Source organism: Seinonella peptonophila, assembly GCF_900129355.1.
Classification (GTDB): Bacteria; Bacillota; Bacilli; order Thermoactinomycetales; family Thermoactinomycetaceae; genus Seinonella; species Seinonella peptonophila.
Window position 1 is genome coordinate 165,984 of record NZ_FQVL01000001.1, and the last position, 18,377, is coordinate 184,360.

The window sequence follows — 18,377 nt, forward strand, 5'->3', positions numbered from 1 at the left end:
GGACGGAGACTGCAAAAAGGAGAAAGTGTTCGCCAATTGAAATTTCTGTTAGATTGGCGTATTCTTTTTTGCTCTGCCCCACATGATATGGAGGGTGAGGCAAAAATGCTAAGAAAAGTAACAACGAAGCAATTACGTCAACAAAAGAAAGATCGAGAGCCAATCGCCATGATTACAGCTTATGATTATCCGTCAGCTAAAATTGCTGATGAAGCAGGTGTTGACATCATTCTTGTAGGCGATTCAGTTGGGACTACTGTGCTAGGTTATGACTCGACCATACCAGTTACAATTGAAGATATCTTGCACCATACCAAAGCAGTAACTAGAGGTGCGAAACGATCATTAGTAGTAGCTGACCTTCCTTTTGCAACTGCACATCTTTCTCAAGACGAAGTACTGCGGTCTGCGACACGTTTGATGCAGGAAGGTGGAGCATATGGAGTTAAGGTAGAAGGTAATTCTGGGTTGACGAGTAAAATAAATTCTTTGACCACCGCTGGAATCCCTGTGATGGGTCATATTGGCTTAACCCCACAGTCAGTAAATCAGTTAGGTGGTTATGCATATCAGGGGAAAGATCGTGATACAGCAAAACGTTTATTAGATGAAGCGGTACGAATTGAACAGGCCGGAGCCTTTGCTCTGGTTCTTGAGTGTGTCCCGGAAGAGCTGGGAAAGTTGATAACAGAAACGATTTCAATCCCAACAATCGGGATTGGATCTGGGAAGCTTTGTGATGGTCAAGTACTTGTCTTTCACGATTTATTAAACTTTGGAGCAGCATTTCATCCTTCATTTGTGAAGGTGTATAGTGATCTAAGTAAAATCATTCATGAAGCAGTTCGAACTTATGTGAAAGAAGTAAAAGAAAAGCAATTCCCAGAAGAAAAGCATGTTAGACATATTACAGAAGAGACTTTTGATTCTCTTTACGGAGGACACAGTAAACATCATGAAGCACATTAAGCAAATCAACCAGCTACGAGTTGAATTGAAACAGTTTGCTTCTCAAACAATTGGATTTGTTCCTACAATGGGATATCTTCATTTAGGACATCTAGAGCTTATCAAGCGAGCTAGAGAAGAATGTGATATCGTAGTTTTGTCCATATTCGTAAACCCTCTACAATTTGGACCCAACGAAGATTTTTCACGCTATCCAAGGGATATCGAAAGAGATGAACAGTTAGCGAAAGAAGCAGGAGTTGATTTTCTATTTTCTCCATCTGTAGAGGAAATGTATCCTGAGAAGCCATTAACCCATATTGAGGTTGACGAGATCACATCTAAACTTTGTGGATCATCGCGACCAGGACATTTTTCTGGTGTGGCGACTGTTGTAACTAAGTTATTTCATATTGTTTCACCTGATCGTGCCTATTTCGGGTTGAAAGATGCTCAACAAGTAGCAGTGGTGGAACAATTAGTTAAGGACCTCTCATTTCCAGTTGAAATTGTACCATGTGATATTGTCCGTGAAGAAGATGGATTGGCATTAAGTTCTCGAAATGTTTATCTCTCTTCCGATGCCAGGAAACAAGCAACAGTTTTATATCGTGCCTTAAAGGAGATTCAAGCAAATCCTCCCTCTGATCCTGAATCAATTCGTTCGATTTTGCATGAGCGGATATCTGCTACACCACTTGCACGAATCGATTATATCGATGTTTTAAGTTATCCTGGATTACAAGCAGTAACCACGATCGAAAACCAAACAGTTATTGTGGCAGTTGCTGTTTATTTTGACCAAACTCGTCTAATCGATAATATATTGTTGAGGTGAATTGAGTTGCTTCGTTCGATGATGAAAGCAAAAATCCATCGTGCAACAGTTACGGAATCGAACTTGCACTATGTAGGTAGTGTTACCATAGATAGTACTATCCTTGAAAAAGTAGATATCATGCCAAACGAAAAAGTGCAGATTGTCAATAATAACAATGGAGCAAGGTTAGAAACATATGTAATAGCAGGTGAACCAGGAAGTGGAACCATCTGTTTAAATGGCGCTGCTGCCCGCCTAGTACAACCAGGAGATCAAGTGATTATCATCGCTTATGCATGGCTGAATGAATCGGAGGTAGTCCAGCACCAACCTAAGATTGCCATCATGAACGAGCATAACCAAATTGAACAATTGATTGAAGAAGAGGTATATGGCTTAACCACTCCATAAGTTGGGGTGGTTTTTTCCTGAAATCATAGGACATACACATGAAAACCCTATTTTTGTAGCATACTGCTATGGAATAGGGGGGATTACTTTGCTACATACACAGTGGTTTGAGCAAATGAAAAAAACGTTGGAAGAGATGGAAGAAAAGTACCCTCAAAGCACTGATGGCGAACGAGAAAAGTATAAGTTGCAGCTTCAACAAATTCGTAAAAATTGTGATCAGCTATTAAAAGCTTGGGCAACAGTTGAAGCTCAGGTAGGAAAGTTGTCCAAGAAACATCCCGAATTATTTGGAGAGGTAGAGGAAGAGGCAATTGGCGAGTCTTTTTACTTAGAAGAGTCAGCAGTTCGACACTTCCGCCAAGGACAAGGATACTATCAATTAATGATGTTTAAAGAAGCCAATCAGATGTTTGAACAAGTGATAAATGAAGAACCAGACTTTATATTGGGACGTTTGTATCTCGGATTATCTCAATTTCAACAAGGAGAGTTAGAACAGGCCGAACAACATTTTCGCTGGGTTTCACATATTTCCACTGAGGATATATTTATCGGATTTTCTTTTCATATGCTCGGCTGTATTCAAGTTCGAAAGGAAAATGATCTACAAGCTGTTCGATTTTTCCAAAAAGCTGTTTCCTTTTTACCTGATCTTCCAGACGCATGGTTTAATATAGGAGCCTGTTATTATCGACTTCAAGAATATCAAGAAGCGATTTCTGCATTTCATCAAACATTAAAATATGATAAAGATGATTGGGAATCAATGTATTATCTCTCTAATTGCTATCGGTATTATCACGATTGGGGTAATGTCTCATTTTGGAGACTTGCTTCTTTGGAAAAGCAAAAGCACCCTCAGATTATTGAATCAATTGCCCAAGATTGTGAGGAAATGGGCGATCATGAATGCGCAATTAATTGGTATCTTCGTCTGATGGTTGAAGATCGAAATTCTTGGACAGCTTATCATGGAATGGTGTGGAATTTTTGGGTAATGGGTAAAAAAGATGCTGCTTGGCTTTGGTTGAAGAAAGGGCTCACACTATTTCCCCAACAAATAGAACTTCTTTACTTACAAATCTGGATGCTTTTAGATGAGGGTCGATTAACTGAACTAAAACAAATCATACAAATTCTACCTTTAAACTATCATGAACGACCCATAACCTGGATGATCTTCTCTCGTTTTTATTCTTTGCAGGGGAATACCGATGAAGCGTTTCGGATAACAGAAGAAATGGTACAACAAAGTAATCAAACGATACAAGCATTTGGATATTATCAAAAGGGACGTATTCTATTGGACAAACAACAACCTCAGCAAGCTATTCGCTTCTTTCAAAAGGCATTTGAATTAGAATCGAGCTGGACAGAGCCTAAGTTTTTCGAAGGTATTTGTCATATGCTCGCAGGGGAACTTGATCGAACCGAACAATGCTGGAGAGTGATTGCTTTTCCATATATGGAAAACTAATTTTTTGGATCAGACATCCAATAGCGGATATGTTCTTCTTTTGAAGTTGGAATTCGATCTATGACTTCACCGTTAGGATGATATCTATATTCATATTCTCGATAATGTTCAACACGCCATTTTCCGCCCTTACGATTCTTATCGCGAAACTCATCAGTGGAAACAAATTGCATAACATAACGACTCGTTATTTGTGGTTGATTTGTATTTAAATAAGAAGAAGCAGGGCTCGCTAATGGAAGAGACCAATAATAGCGCCCTAGTATGAGTGTACCAATCATCAGGTTGATTGCAATAGTTGTCACTAACAAAGTCAATTTTAATCGTTTTTTTAGCACTTGCATGTTTGAATACTCCTTCAATTTTCTTTTACTTCTACTTCTTTGACGTCATTCTATGCGTGCGAATCGTGAACTACCCCATTTTTTCGGTTGGATTTTCCAATAAATATGTTACAATAGACCTAGATTATAATTTTTATTAAATGATAACGTTTCTCTATTGGGGGTATATTTCATGCATAAAGTTGTGATTTTAGGGACAGGACCCGCAGGTCTAACTGCGGCCATATATTTAGCTCGTGCTAATATGAACCCATTGGTGATCGCTGGACCAGAGCCAGGAGGACAGTTGACAACAACTACAGATGTAGAGAACTTTCCGGGGTTTCCAGATGGAATAATGGGGCCTGAATTAATGAATCAAATGGAACAACAGGCAAAACGATTTGGTGCTGAGTTTAAGACTGGTTGGGTGAAAAAAGTGGATCTGTCAAACCGACCGTTTACTCTTTATCTCGGAGATGAAGAAATCAAAACAGAAAGCCTCATTCTATCTACTGGAGCTTCAGCAAAATTACTACAAATACCAGGTGAAAAAGAGAATATTGGTCAAGGAGTTAGCACTTGCGCTACATGTGATGGCTTCTTCTTCAGAGGGAAAAAACTGATCGTGGTAGGCGGTGGTGACTCAGCAATGGAGGAATCCACGTTCTTAACAAAATTTGCGACAGATGTTACCATCGTTCATCGTCGTAATGAACTACGAGCATCAAAAATAATGCAAGAACGAGCAAAGGAAAATGAAAAGATTAAATGGAAGTTAAATCGTACACCAATCGAAGTCGTGACAAAAGAACAAGGTGGTGTGAAAGGCTTACTGGTAAAAAATAATGAAACAGGTAACCAGGAATTAATTGAAGCAGATGGCGTATTTATTGCGATAGGTCATAAACCAAACACCGACTTCTTAGAAAACCAAGTGAAAACTGATCAAATGGGATATGTCCTTGTAGAACCAGGTACAACAAAAACTAGCATCCCAGGTGTTTTTGCTTGTGGCGACGTTCAGGATCATTTTTATCGGCAAGCGATCACCGCTGCTGGCACGGGATGTATGGCAGCTTTGGACTGTGAACGATATTTAGAGGGCAGTGCATATCAAGATTGGAGCTTTTCACTAACTAAATAACTATAAAGGTAAAGCCGGCTTGAGTGAGCAATTGATGCTAAGCCGGCTTTGTTTTTTTGTTGTAATAGAAACAATAACCTGTTATAATGACATTGTTTCTATTACAACAAAAATTCGAGGTGATATCTATATGACTTTGGAAGGAGAGTTAAGTGCTATTTTTAATAGAGTCTCCGAAAGACATAAGGTTATTAAAGAAATAGAGCAAAAAAAGTTCAAATTCATGCAGGAAAATACGTTTTTAGAAGTTCATTGCATTGATTGGATCGAAAAGTTGAATGACCCAAATGTAACAAAGCTCTCCAAAGCATTACGAGTCACAAGAGGAACAATCAGTAAAATAACAAAAAAACTAATTTCTGATGGATTGATTGAAAAATATCAAAAAGAAAAGAACAAAAAAGAGATATATTACAAATTAACAGAAGCTGGTCGTGAGATTTATTTGGAGCATCAAGCAATGCACAAAGCACTACTAGAAAAAGATCATGCATTCTTTAGTAAATTAAGTGTGGCCGAAAAAGAGCAACTTGTGATGATATTAAAGAAAATTTATGGAGAAATAGCAGAAGAATTAAAGAAGATAGGGCTAGACAATTATATATAAACGGGGGCTAATCTTATGACACAAATGGATTATGAGTATATAGAAAGCTCTGTCACTTCCAAAGACGGAACGGAGATTAGTTATAAAGTGATGGGAGAAGGCCCTGGGCTATTAATTGTTCATGGAGCATTTCGTGCTTCACAGCACTATCTTAAATTAGCTCAATATCTATCAAAAGATTTTACAGTCTATATCATGGATCGACGTGGTCGAAATAAGAGTGGGACAAAGGGCGATCAGTATAACGTTCAAAAAGAATGTGATGATGGAATAGCAGTTATTCAAAAGCATAATGTATCTTTCTTATTTGGACATAGTTTTGGAGCGGTGGTTTCGCTTAATATTGCTTTACAATATCCTCTTAAGAAAATTGCAGTTTATGAGCCACCCATGGTTCCCTATTTTCCAACATCATGGATACCCAAATTTGAACAAGAACTTCATAAAAATGACTATGTTTCAGCAAGTGTTTCCCTAATAAAAGGTTTACGCATGGGTGGTGTTATGAGCAAACTTCCAAAACCAATCCTAAAACTTCTCTTTCAATCTATGGCAAAAGGACCAGAATGGGAAGAAAATGTACAACTTTTACCAACCGTTTCGGCAGAGGCACAAGCTGTATTGACATGGGATTCAAATATAGACCGCTACAAAAAAAACTCTATAGTAACATTAGTGATGGCAGGAACAAAAACGCCTAACTATCTGCTTAAAAGTGCAAAAGAATTAGGGACCGTATTGCCCAATAGTCAAAACATATTTATAGAAGGACTTGATCATAATGCGCCTGACGAAAGAGCTCCTGAGAAAATCGCACAGATATTAAAAAATTATTTTATAAAATAAAGGAGGAACACCATGAGTGTTTTTCACGGATTAGATGTACCTCTTATGATACTTCTTTTATTAATTTGGATATCTAATGGTTGGATATCGGGGCGCCTTATATTTATTTCAGAATTCAATCAGATTAGGAAATATACAGCTGCATTGAGCATTTTGTCCATTATCTTATTATTACTTATTGTATTTATTATTTTAGAAGCAATTTTAGGACTTGGTTACTTATTTGAAAATGACAAAATGCCTTTGATTTATACATTGTTACTTTTACCACTTCTAGGCGTCATCTTTTTTTCCGTTCCAAAAATAAAAAGCATCTTTCATGAGATGAATAATGCGCCAAATGATGAAATCAGTAAAAATATACGTCAGTTCATAACTAGCTTACCATTTGTTCTTCCCTTTCAACTAGGAATATACGTGACAATCATGAATCTTTGTTTCTTCCTATTTCCATTCGGATTTCTATCTTTCATAGATTATGCTACTCCATATATCTTGCTTCTTTTTATATTCTTAGTACTTTGGTTTCGTTATCGCCACCGACAACGAGTAATTCTTGAGCAAAATCATATGAAAAATAGTTTATGGAACCGGTTATGGAGAACATCTATCAGTCTAGTTCTTGCAGTAGTGAGTCTTGTAGTCTATTTGACGATGGCAGTAACGGCAACAATGTCGAATGGAGTATCAGAAGAGAGTTCTAAAAAAAATGTTAAAGTCCATAGAGGTTATGTGAAGATAGAAGGTGCAAACCTATATTATGAAGTAAGAGGCGAAGGTCCACCCCTTCTTATGATCCCTGGAGGGGGAGGAGACGCAGGATTTTATACTTACGTTGCCAATATATTAGCTGATCGTTATCAAGTCATCACATATGATAGGAGAGGAAATTCTCGAAGTAAATGGAGTGGTCCGCATAATTTTGAATTGAGCCAACAAACGCGTGATGCAGTAGCTGTATTGCGTGCAACTCATCACAATTCTGCATATGTATTTGGAAATAGTGGTGGTGCTATTTTTGCATTAGAAATGGCAGAGAAATATCCTAATATGATAAAAGCTGTAGTGGTTCATGAACCTCCAATAGTTAAAGTTCTCCCAGATCAAAAAAAATGGTTAACGCTCTTTTCTGACATAGATGAATCTTCAAATCGCTTGGGTGCTGAATTTGCTAACACACAATTTGCCTTTGCACTTGGTATACCCGCAAGTGCTTTTACGCACATTCCAGAAGATTTTCAAGGACGAAACGGTAAGAATATAGAGATTCTGATAAATAATGAAATGCAACCCTCTATTCATTACATGCCAAACATCGAAAAAATAAAAAGAAACAAAGTAAAAGTAATCATGGCAGCAGGAGAATTATCTCTTGCAAAAGAGAGATTTTATGCTCGAACGGCCCCTATTTTGGCTCAGCAACTACAAGCCAAATTAGTTATTTTCCCTGGTCACCATCTTTCTTATTTCGACATGCCAAAGAAATGGGCGGAAGCACTAGATAAAGCGATTAAAGGGGGATCTGAGGTAACTCTAAAATTGGCCACTATCTGTCACATCTGCTTTTTTGATGATTTCATTCAATATATTAACTCTACTTATGCACAATTGATCTACTTGATTCTAGAGAATCCTAAGACCACTATGGGCTTCTTAGGGTTCTTTTAGACTTTGAAGATCTATTGGAGAATGAATTAGTTATTTTGCCACAACAGCTCAGACGCTTTTCACCTCCTAGGCAGAAAAATCTTCCTATGATGACTTCATGATTTGTCACAACTGTATCTATTTAACTTTTGCCTCTTGTGCAAATAGATACATAAAAGTGGCCCTGAAAATACTTGAATAATGAGATAACAACATAAAAATCTGTTACAAGTTATTAATGTAAATCCTCACCAAATGCAAATGATGGACGAACTTGTATTTTGTCTTTCGTCAACTTTCAATTCGGATCGATTCAGAGAGGAAGCAAAATAAAAAACTGAGCTAAATGATGATGACGCGATATCTAAACAAATTTTGCTCATTTTAATCGTTGCACAATATATTGTATGCTATATACTCGAGTAGTAACTATATATAGTGAGGCGTGATCGAACTTGGCAACGAAACAAAGAATCTGGGAACCATTACATAAGTTAATTGATAAAGCATGCGTAAAATTTTCAGATTGTAATCCCCAAGCTTTAATAGAGGAAATTGATCAGCAGCTACATGATGGGTTGTCACTTCAAGAGAGTTGGCAACAGGCGATTCAAATCACAGTAGAAAAGACAAGTATGGAAGAGCCAAACTGGCAATTTGTTGCGGCTCATCTATTTGCTCATAAACTTTATCATGGAGCTTCCGAAAATCGTGTATATTCTGCAAAGCAAAAATATGGTAGCTTCCTAGAGTTAATACATACATTAACCGAGCAAGGATTATATGGTTCCTATCTTTTAGACCATTATTCTTCACAAGAGATTGAACAGTTGGAAGAAGCGATTGTGCCAGAACGTGACTATTTGTTCAACTATATTGGTTTGAAAGTTCTTGCTGATCGATACTTAACTAAAGATTTTAGTGGTCGAGTGATGGAACTTCCCCAAGAACGGTTTATGATAATCGCAATGCATTTGGCAATGAATGAAGAACGTCGTGTGTTCTGGGCACGACAATTTTACGATGTGTTATCCCGTTTAGAGCTAACAGTAGCAACTCCGACTCTTTCAAATGCTGGAAAGCCATTGCATCAGTTATCGTCTTGTTTCATTGACACTGTTGATGATTCATTATGGTCGATATATAACACGAATTCAGCAACAGCTCAAGTTTCGAAACATGGTGGAGGTGTGGGCATTTATCTGGGAAAAGTTCGCTCAAAAGGTTCAAAAATTCGTGGTCATAAAGGGGCATCAGGCGGTGTAATCCCTTGGATTCGTAACTACAATAATACTGCAGTTGCTGTTGATCAACTAGGCGTGCGTCGAGGTGCCTTTGCGATCTATCTGGATGTGTGGCATGCGGATATTCTCGATTTCCTTAATCTTAAAACCAATAATGGTGATGATCGGTTAAAAGCTCATGATATTTTTCCAGGAGTTTGTATCCCTGACCTTTTCATGGAAAAATTAGAAGCGCGCGAAAGTTGGTATTTATTTGATCCACATGAGGTTCGAGAGGAAATGGGCTTCTCATTAGAAGATTCATATGGAAAAGAATTTACCAAGCGTTATCAAGCATGCGTAGAGCATTCCACTCTTAGTAAAAAAGAGATTCCAGCACTGGATATTATGAAACGCATTATGGTGAGTGCATTTGAAACTGGAACACCATTTATTTTCTTCCGTGATACCGTGAATGAGGCAAACCCAAATAAACATCTTGGAATGATCTATTCATCTAATCTTTGTACAGAGATTTGTCAAAACATGTCTGCTACAGAATTGGTTAGTGAAGAGTTAGAAGATGGCGTAATTATTACCAAGCAAAAACCTGGTGATTTTGTTGTATGTAATCTTTCATCAATCAATTTGGGACGGATTCAAAACAATGCAGACATTGCCCGCATTCTTTCAGTCCAGATGCGCATGTTGGACAATGTGATCGATCTTAATCATTATCCTGTAAAACAAGCTGAGATTACGAATCAAAAGTATCGTGCTGTTGGTCTAGGTACAAGTGGATATCATCAATATTTAGCTCAAAAAGGGATTCGATGGGAATCAGAAGATCATGTTATGGAAGCTGATCGACTGTTTGAAGAGTTGGCTTATCAAGCAATCCGTTCTTCAATGGAACTAGCAAAAGAAAAAGGAGCTTGTCCAGCTTTTAAAGGTAGTGAATGGGAAACAGGACGTTACTTTGAACGACGTGGATATATGGATGAGCGTTGGCAACAGCTACAGCAAGATGTAAAGCGTTACGGTATGAGAAATGCTTGGGTTTTTGCAGTCGCTCCAACTGGCTCAACATCTTTAATTGCTGGTTCAACTGCCGGGATTGATCCTGTATATTCGAAAGTATTTGTTGAAGAAAAAAGAGGGGTCTCAATTCCACAAACGGCTCCAAATTTAAACGCAAAGACAACTTGGTTTTATAAAGAAGCTCATCATATTGATCAACTTTGGAGTATTCGCGCCGCCGGAAAGCGACAACGCCATATTGATCAATCACAATCATTTAATTTATACATTACTCCTGAAACAGGAGCACGGGACTTTTTGCAGTTGTATACCGAAGCATGGAAACATGGTATGAAAACAATTTACTACGTACGAAATCAATCGGTTGATGTAGAAGAATGTGTGAGTTGCTCCTCATAATGAATTAGAAGATAGGATGGTAGATTCGAAATGGCAGAGTTAAACCGTAAAAAAATTTTCAATGAGCATGGTCAGCGTGGTACACAACGTTTAATTAATGGTAACACGACAAATCTGCGCGAGTGGAATCGAATCAAGTACGACTGGGCTCACAAACTTTACAGAACGATGTTAAACAATTTTTGGATTCCGGAAGAAATTCCACTCGCCAGTGATGCAAAAGAGTTTGAAAATTTGACAGCAGAAGAGCGTCGAGCCTTTGATAAAACTATTTCATTTCTCAATTTTTTGGACTCGATTCAAGGCGAAAACTTGCCGAATATCAATGATTACGTGACAGCTCCAGAGGTAGCATCGTTACTTAATATCCAAGCATTTCAAGAAGAGATTCATGCTCAATCTTATAGCTACATCTTGGATAGTGTCTGCTCTCCAGAAACGCGTGAAAATATCTATGATGAATGGCGTCATGATGATCATCTTCGCGAGCGAAATCGTTTCATCGCTGATCTATATCAGCAATTTGTTGATCATCGTGATGATACACATTTTGTGCGAACCTGTATGGCAAATTTTCTTCTAGAGTCGCTCTATTTTTACTGTGGATTTGCTTTCTTCTATACACTGGCTCGTCAGGGGAAAATGACTGCGACAGCTACTATCATCAAATACATCCAACGGGATGAGTTAACACATGTTGTACTTTTCCAAAATATGATCAAGGAGTTACGCAAAGAGAATCCAGAACTATTTTCTGATGCTTTTATCGAAGAACTCAGAGAGATGACGCGAACAGCGGTAGAACATGAAATTCGTTGGGGGCAATATATTATCAACAATCAAATCACAGGATTAACCAATGAAACTCTTGAAAAATATATTAAATATCTTTCGAACGAACGATTAGGACGATTAGGTCTTGAGATTCTATATCCTGAAATTACAGAACATCCAATGCGTTGGGTAGAAAGCTTTTCTAATCTCAATGCCACAAAAACTGACTTTTTTGAGCAAAAAGTAACCAATTATGTAAAAGCAAGTAACTTAGACTTTGATGATCTGTAAATGATAAAAAGGAGTAAAAGATTCAATGGATGAGGTGTGGAAGAAAGTATTAGAATTTCATCAACTTTTCTCTGTTCCGCATGCAACAAAGCCCACAATGCTTACAACTGAAAGAGCAAAGGTCCGTATGGAATGGATCCAAGAAGAGCTTGGTGAAATGATTGAGGCGCAGACACTCGATGAACAAGCTGATGCCATGATCGATACCATCTATCTTGCTTTGGGGACTTTGGTTGAAATGGGTGTGAAACCTGAAAAATTGTTTGAGATCGTTCATGAAGCGAATATGAGTAAGTGTTGGAAAGATGGTAAGCCGCGCTATCGAGAGAGTGATGGTAAAGTAATCAAACCTCCTACCTGGATTGATCCAGCACCAAGGCTGAAAGATGAAATTAAGCGGCAGCAAAACGATACGATCGAGTCAAAAGACTGTAAATGAATGAATAAGGTAAAGTAAGTGAGGCCAACTGCTTAAGCAGTTGGCCTTTTAAAATCGGAATGAAATTTTCTTAAATTCAATGTAATGGATGAATAAACGAAAAAGATTGACAAGGAAAATGAACCCTGTTAGTATGTTAGTCATATAACATACTAACAGGGTGATTTAATGAAAGTAATCTTCGACGATAAGCAACCTATATTCCAACAAGTAGCCGAAGTCATTGAGGATGACATTTTGAATGGCGTCTATAACGAGGGAGATCAGATTATTTCGGTTTCACAATTCTCAAAAACCTCCCAAATCAACCCCGCAACAATCACGAAAGGGATTGCCTTGCTGGTGAATGAAGGAATCCTTTATAAAAAAAGAGGAATGGGAATGTATGTTCATGAAGGGGCAAAAAAAAAAATTATGATCAAAAGACGGGATCGATTCTACAACGAACTTGTACAAAATTTGCTTGACGAAGCAGAAAAACTAAAATTGAACCTTAACGAGGTGATTGAAATGATTAAACAGAAGAAGAAGGAGTTGGGCTATGATGAAGACAATTCTTGAATGCAAAAATCTATTGAAAAGATATGGGAAACATAATGCATTGATCAACCTTGATCTTACTTTGCAAGAAAACACAATTTATGGATTGTTTGGTTGCAATGGAGCTGGGAAAACTACACTACTCAATATGATTTCAGGAAATATTTTCCCGGATCGTGGAGTAATCAACGTCAATGAAAAACGTTTGAATTATGGTGATTCTTCGAAAGAAATCTGTTATATCTCAGAGAAACAGTACTATTTCAGTGGTGTGAAGGTCATCGATCTACTAGAGTTAGCTGCTGCCTTTCATAATCGATGGGATTGGAATTTTGCTAATCAACTACTGAAAGAATTCAAACTAAATCCTCAGCAAAAGATTGGTCAACTTTCTCGAGGAATGAAAACAATTTTAGGAAATACAATCGGGCTAGCAAGTCGAGCTCCTCTAACAATCTACGACGAGCCAGAAATTGGACTAGATGTACTCATGCGCGAGAAATTTTATCGCATATTAATAGATGATTATTCCAATAATCCACGAACGATTTTACTTTCCACCCATCTAATCGATGAAGTGACCAAGGTAATTGAGCATTTTTTTATCATCGAATCAGGTACGATCCTTCTCAAAGATGCCGTGGAAAATATTTGTATTTCTTCGCACCTACTAACAGGCAACCGTACAGAAATTGAAAAGTTCACTAGTGATAAACAAGTAATATATCAAGAATCTTATGGAAAAGGTATGCTCACGGTCATTTATGATTTGCTCACAGAAGAAGACAAAAGACGAGCAAAGATAGATAATATCTCAGTTGAAAGATTGTCACTTCAAAAATTCTTTGCCTATTTACTCGAAAGGAGGGAATCAAGTGGTGAACGGACTGAAAATTCAATTTAAAACTTCTTTCTATCTTCTCCAAGGTTATTTTTGGAGTATTATTGGCCTAAAGTTTCTTGATATCATATTAAGTCTCATTTGGGGTAATGAGAAGGATACTTATGTTTCTCCTGGTAATTTCATTACTATTTTTCTTCTTTTTGTGGCTACAGTTCTGCCATTAAGCTACTTTAAACGTGTAATTAATTTAGGTGCAAGCCGTAATGAATATTATACTGGATTACTTTCAATCTATGCGATCTGGATAGGTATCTTCGCCGTTTTTAATGTGATATGTCTAAAGATCGAAATGAGTTTATCTCTTATTTATAAATATAACTATATGAACATCTTAGAAATTTTTCACTGGGATCAATTTGGCATCATCGGAATGTTTATTTACCAAATAGGGGTTTATTTACTTGTTGTTTCTATATTAAATTTACTATTTTCATGCCTACAACACTTCATTGGATGGATTATTTGGATCATTCTTATCGTTGCTGCTATTTGGATCAGTATATCGTTCTCAACACTCAAACCTAAACTAGTAGAAATATCTCTGACACTGCTTTCTAACGATTCGTTACTACAGGGATTTGGACTTAATTTCCTGATTAGCTGTTTATTTTTAACAACGGGATGGTTGTTTACGAGAAAACGTTTAATTTTATGGAATAGAGGATGATAGCCAATGGATAGAAAAGCATTGCAAGCTATACTAGTCATGATTATTGTAGTTCAGCTTTTACTTACCGGTTGCCAAGCTTCAGAAGAGGGGGATTTATCCACTGAAGAGGTCAGCAAATTTGTAAATCAATTTTTTCAGCAGGAAAAAATAAAAAAAATGAATGTACCTGGAGGAGCTGTAGTTGTAGTTAAGGGAGATAAAATCTTATATGAAAAAGGATTTGGTTACGCAAATCTAGATAAAAAAATAGCTGTTGATCCCAAAAAAACAGTCTTCCAAATGGCTTCTACTACAAAGTTGTTTACGGCCACTGCGATCATGCAGTTAGTGGAACAAGGGAAAATCGATTTAAATAAGGATATTCAAGCTTACCTAGGGGATATCAAATTTGATAATCCTTATAGAAATCCAATTACTGTGAAACATTTATTAACTCATACATCGGGCTTTGCTTCAAGTGAAACACAAAAAATTGATTTTGAAAGAGATTTACTAAAATTTCATCCAATAAAAACTTTTTTACAGACTCATATACCTCCAGTGGTACGAAAACCTGGTGAGGTGTTCATGTATGATAGTTATGGTTATACTTTATTGGGTTACATGATAGAAAAAGTATCAAATTTACCATTAGAACAATATATGAAAAAGAATATTTTTCAACCTTTGGAGATGAAAAATAGTACTCTATTTTTATCACCTGAAATCCTGATAAAACGATCCCTCGAATATGATCCGAATGGAAATGTAATCACTCCCTATACATGGGCGCCTACAATTGATGGAGCAGCAGGGCTCAATGCAACACCTCATGATATTGCCAATTTTATGATTTCCCATTTGAATAGTGGTGTTTTCAAGAGTAAAAATATTCTCGATTCAAAGACCGTTATGGCGATGCATAAATATCAATCTGAAATTCATCCAACATATCCGGATACAACGCTTGGCTTTGAAAACTCGCTACTTACTCAAGACCACCATAACCAATACGTTATTTCTAAAGGAGGCGATGCTGAAGGTTTTAGCAATTTACTAACTCTACTGCCTGAACAAAAAGTAGGTTTCTTTATTGTAGGAAACAAACCTTCTGACATACGCCAAGAGTTTTATAAGCAATTTATGAATCGTTTTTATCCTAACAAGAAACACCTCGAATACATGAAAACACCTCAAGAAAAATTACAGCGGTTTGCAGGAACTTTTATGGATTTACGTAAAGATTTTTTAATCACTCATATCACTCCATATGGTGATGGGGAGTTAGCACTTGAATATAATATTTCATTTGTTAACAATGGTAAGAAGAAAATAATTTACAGACAGATTGATCCATTATTATTTGTCAATGATGAGGGACAATTGCTAGCCTTCAAAGAAAATTCAGATGGTTCGATCACATATATGAAGAATCTATTATCTTATTCTCAAAGGAGTGAAGTTCCATATTTTCCTGATGTCCAAAAAGATGATGACTATGCACAACAAATTCGTAATGTTCAAGTGTCAAAACTATTGCCCTCAACATGGAATAACCAATTTGAACCGAATCAACCGATAACAAGAGGAGAATTTGTAACCATGACGATGTTGGTACTTGAAGTTTCCCCTACAATTGAACCAGAACAAAGAAAAAATGGATCCATTACAGAAAAGGTGAAGAAAGCTATGGATCTAGGGATTTTAAACAATCCTGACAAAATGGATGAACCGATTCAACGACAGGAAGCTGCAACTATTTTTATGAGAGCAGCCAAGAAACTTAGGATGCCAGAGATAGATAAGTTGGATGCTCAAATAACAGGAGAAGTAAATGACGAATCAACACAAGGGGTTAAGGCAATAGTCGCATTAGAATTATTTGGACCTGAAGTTACTAAAACCAATACAGGTGTTGATTACCATCCTAAACAATATATGCTTAGAAAAGAAGCTGCTGCATTAATTTCCGAAGCCATTTTTAAGTTAGCCCCCTGATGTTGCATTTTGTATCTAAACACATAAAATGGATACAATAAAGGCTGACCACTATTCACCAACTAAAGAGTCTATAATGGCGGCAACCGTTATAGACTTAGGCTTAATTAAATAGCTCCATTAAATTTTTGAGCAGTTCCAAGGATAAAAATTGTTACCATAAGGATGGCGATGGCACTCGTCCATCCTTTTTTGACGTTTTTTTTTACGTTTCCAGGCTAGCTATGAGTTATCACCCCTTCAGTAATGTCCGATTATTGAATAGGTAAAGAGGGAAGGGGTGATTCTGATTCTTGCTTTTGCTCGAAATAATAGAGGGAAATGATAAAGATTGAACCTACAATACCATAGATAACTTGATTAATATATAAGCAGCAACTATTTTAAACCAAAGGAGCTAATCATGAACAAAAAACGACTACATACAGAAGAGTTTTCCTCTCAGAATATGATACGCACCCGTAATAAAGAAGAGACAAAAGCTGCTTTGCTGGCTGCTGCCCGACTGCACTTTGCTCGTGATGGGTATGAAGCCACTAGTTTACGTGATATTGCTGAGGATGCAGGAGTGAATGTATCGCTTATCTCTCGATACTTTGGATCGAAGGATAAGCTTTTTCAAAAAGTAATTTCTTTTGACCAAAATCGTATTGATGAAGCAATACATGGACCATCAGATCAATTGGGAGAGCGTTTGCTCATGAGTATCCTAACTGATCCTGCTGGTTCGAATCATGACCTTTTTGTTACACTGTTGCGTTCGTCTGACCATCCACCTGCTATAGAGTATATGGAAAATTTGCTAAGAACCTTAGAAGGCAATCTAACACAATTCACAGACGCTCCCGATGCCGAACTGCGTGCAAGTTTTATAACTGCTTTGCTTACTGGAATGGTTATTTTAAGACGACTCTTGAAAAAAAATACTCTTTCAGAAACTTCTGCTGACGTACTACTTCCCTACTTTCAAAGTGTTCTCTCAACTCTTTTATCAGAAAAGGATTTTTAAAACCTCTCACTAAGTAAACAATCGTTTGCAAATGATCTAAAACGTGATATATTTTATATGTAAACAGTTGTTTACATATAAAACTTAACATAAATGAGGAGAGGGAATTTTTATGAAAAACTATATGATCGTAAAACAACCAGTGGCTGATTTAGCCCGATTTCGAAAAGCATTTGATGAACTGCAACCACATCGAAAAGAGTATGGCTTGATTGATATCGGCCAATTTCTCTCTGCTGATGAACCGAATACAGTTATTGTAATGATGGAGTATACAAGTCTGGAACGTGCAAAAGAATATTGGCATTCAAAGGTACTTGCAGAAGGCAGAGAGAAAGCTGGTGCATTAGGACCAAACCTTACTCCACCAGAACGGGTTTGGCTTACAGAAGGTTATGTAGAATGATGAAAAAATTTGTTTCTGAAAAATGAAATGAGAAAGACTATTCCTTTATTGTTGACTCAGAGGAATAGTCTTTCTCATTTCTCCTATTCAATTGATTTTGCAACGGTCAGAGCATGAATTTTCCCACTTGTTTTTCTGGTGAAAATCGATTTAAGTATGGATTTTACCCAATACTTACCATTCAAATCCGTTTTCGCGTTCATAAATAATGTTAAATGGCTTTTTATGAGATAATCATCAAAAGATGAATACACATTGCCACTCTTACCTTGTAAGTACGCAAAAACATCAGCAATATGGATCAATTCGTGTACTGTGTTATGTTGGGTGAAACCGTCAATACTATGACGCTTAAAATATCCTTTTAATGCACCAGCATATTTTTCGCATCACGATATCCTGCTTTGGTCATTATTAATCTAGAAAATACGAATCCACAAAATCCACTTTAACACCTAACAATTAATTTACATAT

The 18,377-nt window shown here is 37.0% G+C and carries 18 protein-coding genes; 17 read left to right on the top strand and 1 reads right to left on the bottom strand.

Annotated features, from left to right (window positions below):
• The first annotated feature begins 105 nt into the window (after positions 1-105).
• The 4 genes from panB (at position 106) to BUB71_RS00780 (ending at position 3,659) form a co-directional block, all read left to right on the top strand.
• Positions 106-969 (top strand): 3-methyl-2-oxobutanoate hydroxymethyltransferase, encoded by an 864-nt coding sequence (gene panB / locus BUB71_RS00765; protein ID WP_073152576.1) that lies wholly within the window; start codon positions 106-108, stop codon positions 967-969.
• Positions 956-1,786: a pantoate--beta-alanine ligase gene (gene panC, locus BUB71_RS00770; RefSeq protein WP_217653522.1), complete on the top strand. Its 831-nt coding sequence runs from the start codon at positions 956-958 to the stop codon at positions 1,784-1,786. Before panB ends, panC begins: the two co-directional genes overlap by 14 nt.
• Before the next feature lie 6 nt (positions 1,787-1,792).
• On the top strand, positions 1,793-2,179 hold the full coding sequence (gene panD / locus BUB71_RS00775; RefSeq protein ID WP_073150431.1) for an aspartate 1-decarboxylase: 387 nt from the start codon (positions 1,793-1,795) through the stop codon (positions 2,177-2,179).
• Between the two features lie 88 nt (positions 2,180-2,267).
• A complete protein-coding gene (locus BUB71_RS00780; RefSeq protein WP_139278941.1) occupies positions 2,268-3,659 on the top strand; it encodes a tetratricopeptide repeat protein in 1,392 nt (463 codons plus the stop codon).
• On the opposite strand, the gene BUB71_RS00785 is transcribed toward BUB71_RS00780, so the two are convergent.
• On the bottom strand, positions 3,656-4,003 hold the full coding sequence (locus BUB71_RS00785; protein WP_073150438.1) for a hypothetical protein: 348 nt from the start codon (positions 4,001-4,003) through the stop codon (positions 3,656-3,658). The genes BUB71_RS00780 and BUB71_RS00785 overlap by 4 nt on opposite strands.
• A 172-nt stretch (positions 4,004-4,175) precedes the next feature.
• Here BUB71_RS00785 and trxB point away from each other — a divergent pair, with 172 nt between their 5' ends.
• The 13 genes from trxB to BUB71_RS00850 all read left to right on the top strand — a co-directional run bounded on the left by trxB (position 4,176) and on the right by BUB71_RS00850 (position 17,902).
• Positions 4,176-5,129 (top strand): thioredoxin-disulfide reductase, encoded by a 954-nt coding sequence (trxB, locus tag BUB71_RS00790; protein WP_073150441.1) that lies wholly within the window; start codon positions 4,176-4,178, stop codon positions 5,127-5,129.
• A gap of 130 nt (positions 5,130-5,259) precedes the next feature.
• Positions 5,260-5,736 (top strand): MarR family winged helix-turn-helix transcriptional regulator, encoded by a 477-nt coding sequence (locus BUB71_RS00795; RefSeq protein ID WP_073150443.1) that lies wholly within the window; start codon positions 5,260-5,262, stop codon positions 5,734-5,736.
• 15 nt (positions 5,737-5,751) lie between these two features.
• The gene (locus BUB71_RS00800; protein ID WP_073150446.1) at positions 5,752-6,582 is read left to right on the top strand and encodes an alpha/beta fold hydrolase; all 831 of its coding nucleotides are present in this window, start codon (positions 5,752-5,754) and stop codon (positions 6,580-6,582) included.
• A 12-nt stretch (positions 6,583-6,594) separates the two neighbouring features.
• A complete protein-coding gene (locus tag BUB71_RS00805; RefSeq protein WP_073150449.1) occupies positions 6,595-8,250 on the top strand; it encodes an alpha/beta fold hydrolase in 1,656 nt (551 codons plus the stop codon).
• Between the two features lie 434 nt (positions 8,251-8,684).
• Positions 8,685-10,892: a ribonucleoside-diphosphate reductase subunit alpha gene (locus BUB71_RS00810; RefSeq protein ID WP_139278942.1), complete on the top strand. Its 2,208-nt coding sequence runs from the start codon at positions 8,685-8,687 to the stop codon at positions 10,890-10,892.
• A 30-nt stretch (positions 10,893-10,922) separates the two neighbouring features.
• Positions 10,923-11,957 (top strand): ribonucleotide-diphosphate reductase subunit beta, encoded by a 1,035-nt coding sequence (locus tag BUB71_RS00815; RefSeq protein WP_073150452.1) that lies wholly within the window; start codon positions 10,923-10,925, stop codon positions 11,955-11,957.
• 25 nt (positions 11,958-11,982) lie between these two features.
• Positions 11,983-12,396, top strand: a complete 414-nt coding sequence (locus BUB71_RS00820; RefSeq protein ID WP_073150455.1) for a pyrophosphohydrolase domain-containing protein — start codon at positions 11,983-11,985, stop codon at positions 12,394-12,396.
• Positions 12,397-12,564: 168 nt separating this feature from the next.
• Positions 12,565-12,957, top strand: a complete 393-nt coding sequence (locus BUB71_RS00825) for a GntR family transcriptional regulator (RefSeq protein WP_073150458.1) — start codon at positions 12,565-12,567, stop codon at positions 12,955-12,957.
• Positions 12,938-13,840, top strand: a complete 903-nt coding sequence (locus BUB71_RS00830) for an ATP-binding cassette domain-containing protein (protein WP_245815482.1) — start codon at positions 12,938-12,940, stop codon at positions 13,838-13,840. The genes BUB71_RS00825 and BUB71_RS00830 overlap by 20 nt, the downstream gene beginning before the upstream one ends.
• The gene (locus BUB71_RS00835) at positions 13,815-14,507 is read left to right on the top strand and encodes a hypothetical protein (protein WP_139278943.1); all 693 of its coding nucleotides are present in this window, start codon (positions 13,815-13,817) and stop codon (positions 14,505-14,507) included. The genes BUB71_RS00830 and BUB71_RS00835 overlap by 26 nt, the downstream gene beginning before the upstream one ends.
• A gap of 6 nt (positions 14,508-14,513) precedes the next feature.
• Positions 14,514-16,487, top strand: coding sequence for a serine hydrolase domain-containing protein (locus BUB71_RS00840; RefSeq protein ID WP_073150464.1), 1,974 nt, complete (start codon positions 14,514-14,516; stop codon positions 16,485-16,487).
• 403 nt (positions 16,488-16,890) lie between these two features.
• Positions 16,891-17,496 (top strand): TetR/AcrR family transcriptional regulator, encoded by a 606-nt coding sequence (locus BUB71_RS00845; protein WP_084730882.1) that lies wholly within the window; start codon positions 16,891-16,893, stop codon positions 17,494-17,496.
• Positions 17,497-17,608: 112 nt separating this feature from the next.
• Entirely contained in the window at positions 17,609-17,902 is a 294-nt protein-coding gene (locus BUB71_RS00850; RefSeq protein WP_073150467.1) for a hypothetical protein, read from the top strand.
• Positions 17,903-18,377 lie beyond the last annotated feature (475 nt).